This is a genomic window from Streptomyces sp. NPDC058964 (assembly GCF_042741275.1).
Classification (GTDB): Bacteria; Actinomycetota; Actinomycetes; order Streptomycetales; family Streptomycetaceae; genus Streptomyces.
The window spans coordinates 8,312-13,152 of the sequence record NZ_JBHYKH010000054.1 but is presented as its reverse complement, the minus strand read 5'-3'; the positions used below and the strand labels follow the sequence as shown (position 1 = coordinate 13,152).

Sequence of the window (4,841 nt, the reverse complement as noted above, 5' to 3'; positions counted from 1 at the left end):
GGTGGCGGGGCCCCCCGCTGCCCCGCGCGGGGGGGCGGGCGGGGCGGCCCGCCGCGGGCGGCGCCCCCCCCGCGGACGCGCTGCCGGTGACCGCCGGCGGTCACCAGGTCTACGGCCTGGAGATCTCCGCCGGCATGGGCTACCGGGACAACTCCACCTCCGGTGTGGCCGTGAACGGCCAGGCCGAGGGGATGTACGTGGTGACCTCCGGCACCCACGTCAACGGCTCCTGCTGCTTCGACTACGGCAACGCCGAGACGAACAACAAGGACACCGGGAACGGCCACATGGACGCCATCAACTTCGGCACCGAGTGCTGGTTCTCGCCCTGCTACGGGAAGGGGCCGTGGGTGCAGGCCGACCTGGAGAACGGCCTGTTCCAGTCGGACGCCGGGTACAGCAGGAACTCGTCCAACACCGGTTCCGGGCCACTGCCGTTCGTCACCGCGCTGCTGAAGAACAACGGACAGAACCATTTCGCGCTGAAATACGGCAATGCGCAATCAGGCGGACTCACGACCACCTATTCCGGAGCCGAACCCACCGCCGGCGGCTACTCGCCGATGCACCAGGAGGGCGCGATCGTCCTGGGCACCGGCGGTGACAACAGCAACGGCTCCACAGGGTCCTTCTTCGAGGGCGTGATGACGTCGGGCATCCCGACGGACGCCGCCGACGACGCCGTGCAGGCCGACGTCGTCTCCGTCGCCTACGGCGGCCCGACCGGCAGCACCGGCTCCCTCACTCCCGGCTCGGAGATCTCGCTGCGCGCGACGACCGCCTGCTGCACCACCGACTTCGTCCGCCACCAGGACGACGCGGCCGTCATCTCCTCGGTGACATCGAGCAGTTCGGCCCTCGACAGGAACGACGCCACCTGGATCGTCCGCAGGGGCCTCGCCGACGGCTCCTGCGTGTCCTTCGAGTCGCGCAACTACCCCGGCGACTTCCTGCGCCACTACAACTACCGGCTCTACCGTCAGCCCATGGACGGCAGCGCCCAGTTCAGGGCCGACGCCACGTTCTGCCCGCAGACCGGCAAGAGCGGCACGGGCACCTCGTTCGCCTCGTACAACTACCCGACGAGATATCTGCGCCACTACGACCACAACGTCTACATAGCGAGCAACGGCGGCTCGAACGCCTGGGACAGCGGCACGTCGTGGAGCGACGACGTGAGCTGGGTGGTCAGCTCGCCCTGGGCGCCGTAGCCGCCCCGGCCACCGACAGCTCCGCCGGCTCCGTGGGGAGTTCGGCGGTGACCGTGAAACCGCCGCGCGGCGACGGGCCGGCCCGCAGGGAGCCGCCCGCCGTCGCGAGGCGCTCGGTCAGTCCCTTGAGACCGGTGCCGCCGGTGCCCTCCCGCGGTTCGGCCGCGACGGCGCCCGTGCCGTTGTCCGTGACCGTCAGCAGGGCCCGCTCCGCGCCGCTCTCGACGGTGATCTCGCAGCGGCTCGCGTCGCTGTGCCGTACGACATTGGTGACGGCCTCGCGCACCACCCAGCCCAGCAGGGCCTCCGTCTGGGGGGCGAGGGGTGTGCCGGACTGGCGGACCACCGGCTCCACGCTCGCCGCGGACAGCGCCGAGCGGGCCCGGGTCAGCTCCGTGGCGAGGCTGCCCTCGCGGTAGCCGGTCACCGCCTCACGGATCTCGGTCAGCGCCTGTCTGCCGACCGACTCGATGTCGTTGATCTGCGACAGCGCCGCATCCATGTCGCGCGGGGCCAGACGGCGGGCGGCCTCCGACTTGACCACGATCACGGACAGGGTGTGGCCGAGCAGGTCGTGCAGATCGCGGGAGAAGCGCAGCCGCTCCTCCGCCACCGCCCGGCGGGCCAGCTCCTCGCGGGCGGCGCGCAGTTCCCGTACGGCCTCGCTGAGGCCCAGGATCGCGGCGGTCACCATGCTCGACAGGAAGGTGCCGTAGGCGATGTTCACCGCGTCCCAGCCGTCGCGGAAGCCGGAGACGGTACCGGCGAACGCGGCCAGCAGGATCCCCGTCCTGCCCAGCCACGGCCCGCGCAGGGTCGCGCCCGTCGCGAGGCCCAGCAGGGGGAAGAACAGCAGCCAGCTGCCGCCGTACCCGAGAGCCAGGCCCGTGGTCAGCAGGCCCATCAGCAGCAGTGCCACCCGGGTGGACGTCGCCTCGCGCTTCTCCCGGTCGAAGGCGCGGAACGTCACGTAGATGTACAGCGAGTTGAAGGCGAGCAGCCCCACGGCGCCGATCCACGGGTTGGGGGTCTTGCCCTGGAAGAGGTTGGAGAAGGAGCCCAGTCCCATGAGCAGCCACGGCAGCAGGGCGAAGCCGGTGGGCGGCGGGCCCGGGTGCTCAGGCGTCTGCCCGTTCTTCCGGGCGGCCTTCTGCGCGGCCCGGAAGCGCTCCATGTCCGCCTTCCACGACGCCCGCGCGGCCTTCCAGGCCGTCACCTGGCATCGCGCCTGCTGCCACCACGACACGTTCCCGTTCACCCGAGATCCCCCGATCAGCTGGTCTCCGCACTACGGCGGTACGACAGCACAGCGTACGAACAGAACACCAACAGCCAGGTCACCAGTACGAGAACGGCCCCGGGTGCCGGGGCGTGCCCGGCGGCGGCCGAGGTGCCCAGCTCGGCGATGTCATGGGTGGGGGTGTACTCCGACACCGGGCGCAGCCAGCCGGGGAAGAGCTCGACCGGGAACCAGAGCCCGCCGAGCACCGCGAGCCCCAGATTCGCGATCATGTTGGCCACGCCCGTGGCCGGACCGGTCAGCCGGTAGCCGTTGCCGAGGCCGAGCAGGGTGAAGGGGACCGAGCCGAGCCACAGCAGCAGCGCGACCGCCACCCACTGCCAGGCCTGCAGCCGTACGCCGTTCACCAGACCGCCGGCCGCGAGCACTGCGACGATCGCCGGGAGCACGGTCACCGAACCGGTCAGCGCCCGCCCGATCACCACCTGCCGCGGGGTCATCGGCGTCACCCTCAGCTGCCGCAGCCAGCCGATCGCCCGGTCCTCGGCGACCGCGCCGCCGGTGTTGAGGGCGGAGCCGACCGCGCCGTACGCGGCCATGCCGACCATGGACGCGGTCCGCCAGTCGCCGTCGTTCGCGCCGATGTTGGTGAACAGCAGGTACATCATCACCGGCATCGCGATCCCGCCGATCACGAAGCCCGTGTCGCGCAGCGTGCGGCGCACCTCGAGGCGCAGGTAGTCCCACATCACACCGTCTCCGTCTCGTGCGAGGGCTTGTGTGAAGTCAGGGCCAGGAAGGCGTCGTCGAGCGAGGCCGGGGTGACCTCCAGGCCGTGTACCGCACCCAGCCCGGCGAGGGCGACCACCGTCGCGTCGGAGTCGTCCGTGCGCAGCCGCGCCCGGTCCCCGCGTACCTCCACCGACCGCACCCCGGGCAGCAGGGCCAGCCCGTCCGGGGTGCGCCCGGCCAGGTCGAGGGAGACCAGGTTGCCGCCGGCCGAGCGCCGCAGCTCCTCGCCCGTGCCGTCGGCGACGATCCGGCCGCGGTCGATGACGACGATGCGGTCGGCGTGCGCGTCGGCCTCCTCCAGGTAGTGGGTGGAGAACAGGACGGTGTGGCCGCGACGCGCGTACGTCCGCATCGAGTCCCAGAACGCGTGCCGGGCCTCCACGTCCAGGGCGGCCGTCGGCTCGTCCAGCACGAGGAGCGCGGGATCCCCGGACAGCGCCACCGCGAACCGCACCCGCTGCGTCTGACCGCCGGACAGCCGGTCCACCCTGCGCTGAGCGAGAGAGGCGATCCCGGCCAGCTCCAGCGCCCGCGCCACCGGCATGGGGGCGGGGTAGCGGGAGGCCACGAAGGAGACCAGCTCCCCGACCGTGACCCGGGGGACCGCGCGCGCCTCCTGGAGCATCGCGCCCACCCGGCCCGCGCGCACGGAGCGCTCCGGGACCGAGCCGAACAGCTCCACCGTGCCCGCGTCGGGCTCGTGCAGGCCCAGGAGGAGAGAGATCGTCGTCGACTTCCCGGCGCCGTTGAGGCCGAGCAGGGCCACCGTCTCGCCGCGCGCGATCTCCAGGTCGACACCGTCGACGGCGCGGACGGCTCCGTAGGTCTTGACGGCTCCCGTGAAGGACACGGCGGGTGATGTCTGCGTCATGTCCACGACGCTACGAACCTCGGCCCCCTGCCCGGCAGATGCGCATGTACGGACTCGGGCAGTACAAATGTCCCGGGCGGGCGGACCTGACACGACGTCAGGAGCCTTCACAAGTGGGGAGTGCTGGGCTATACAGGGGGCGCCGGACTGGAACGCGTTCTAGGTCGGCCCGCGACGACCTCGGTGCGGCCGACGGTGCGGACGGCCGTGCCGGGGTCTTGAAGCCGCAGTCCGAAAGCCGTGCGTCACAAGCCGTGCGTCACAAGCCGTGTGTCAAAAGCCGTGAGTGTCAGGAGCCGTATGCCCATCGACGCAGCGAAGGCCCTCGCCGCCGAACCCCGGTCCGGCGAGATCACCTGGGACCGCAGGGACGTCCAGCTCTACCACTTGGGCCTCGGCGCCGGAGTGCCCGCCACCGACCCGGACGAACTGCGCTACACGCTGGAGTCCCGGCTGCACGTCCTGCCCAGCTTCGCCACCGTCGCGGGCAACGGGTCACCCGGCGTGATCAGCGGCCTGTCCATGCCCGGCGTCGACGTCGACCTCGCCCACGTCCTGCACGGCGGCCAGTCGCTCACCCTCCACCGCCCGATCCCGGTCGAGGGCAGCGCCACGGCCACCGGCCGCATCGCCGCCGTGTACGACAAGGGCAAGGCGGCCGTCCTCGTCATGCGCACCGCGGTCGCCCACGCCCCCCGCCCCCGGTGGACCAACACAGCGACTATCT

5 protein-coding genes are annotated in these 4,841 nt (G+C 71.8%); 2 read left to right on the top strand and 3 right to left on the bottom strand.

Annotated elements, in window-relative coordinates:
- The coding region (locus ACFW2E_RS09965; protein WP_384464140.1) for an alpha-L-arabinofuranosidase B at positions 1-1,211 on the top strand (1,211 nt) is incomplete at its 5' end.
- Here ACFW2E_RS09965 and ACFW2E_RS09960 read toward each other — a convergent pair.
- Genes ACFW2E_RS09960 through ACFW2E_RS09950 form a run of 3 tightly spaced genes read right to left on the bottom strand, consistent with a single transcriptional unit; the run spans position 1,189 to position 4,114 of the window.
- Positions 1,189-2,457, bottom strand: coding sequence for a sensor histidine kinase (locus ACFW2E_RS09960; RefSeq protein ID WP_384464195.1), 1,269 nt, complete (start codon positions 2,455-2,457; stop codon positions 1,189-1,191). The genes ACFW2E_RS09965 and ACFW2E_RS09960 overlap by 23 nt on opposite strands.
- Before the next feature lie 26 nt (positions 2,458-2,483).
- The gene (locus ACFW2E_RS09955; protein WP_384464137.1) at positions 2,484-3,200 is read right to left on the bottom strand and encodes an ABC transporter permease; all 717 of its coding nucleotides are present in this window, start codon (positions 3,198-3,200) and stop codon (positions 2,484-2,486) included.
- Positions 3,200-4,114, bottom strand: a complete 915-nt coding sequence (locus ACFW2E_RS09950) for an ATP-binding cassette domain-containing protein (RefSeq protein ID WP_384464134.1) — start codon at positions 4,112-4,114, stop codon at positions 3,200-3,202. The genes ACFW2E_RS09955 and ACFW2E_RS09950 overlap by 1 nt, the downstream gene beginning before the upstream one ends.
- Positions 4,115-4,414: 300 nt before the next feature.
- Between ACFW2E_RS09950 and ACFW2E_RS09945 the strand changes: the two genes are divergently transcribed.
- Positions 4,415-4,841 (top strand): MaoC family dehydratase N-terminal domain-containing protein (locus ACFW2E_RS09945; RefSeq protein ID WP_384464131.1); only part of this gene is annotated, 427 nt, incomplete at its 3' end.

Bases quoted from the DNA above. Each gene is read 5' to 3' on its own strand.
- ACFW2E_RS09950 (WP_384464134.1), bottom strand. From the start codon at position 4,114: ATGACGCAGACATCACCCGCCGTGTCCTTCACGGGAGCCGTCAAGACC.
- ACFW2E_RS09955 (WP_384464137.1), bottom strand. From the start codon at position 3,200: ATGTGGGACTACCTGCGCCTCGAGGTGCGCCGCACGCTGCGCGACACG.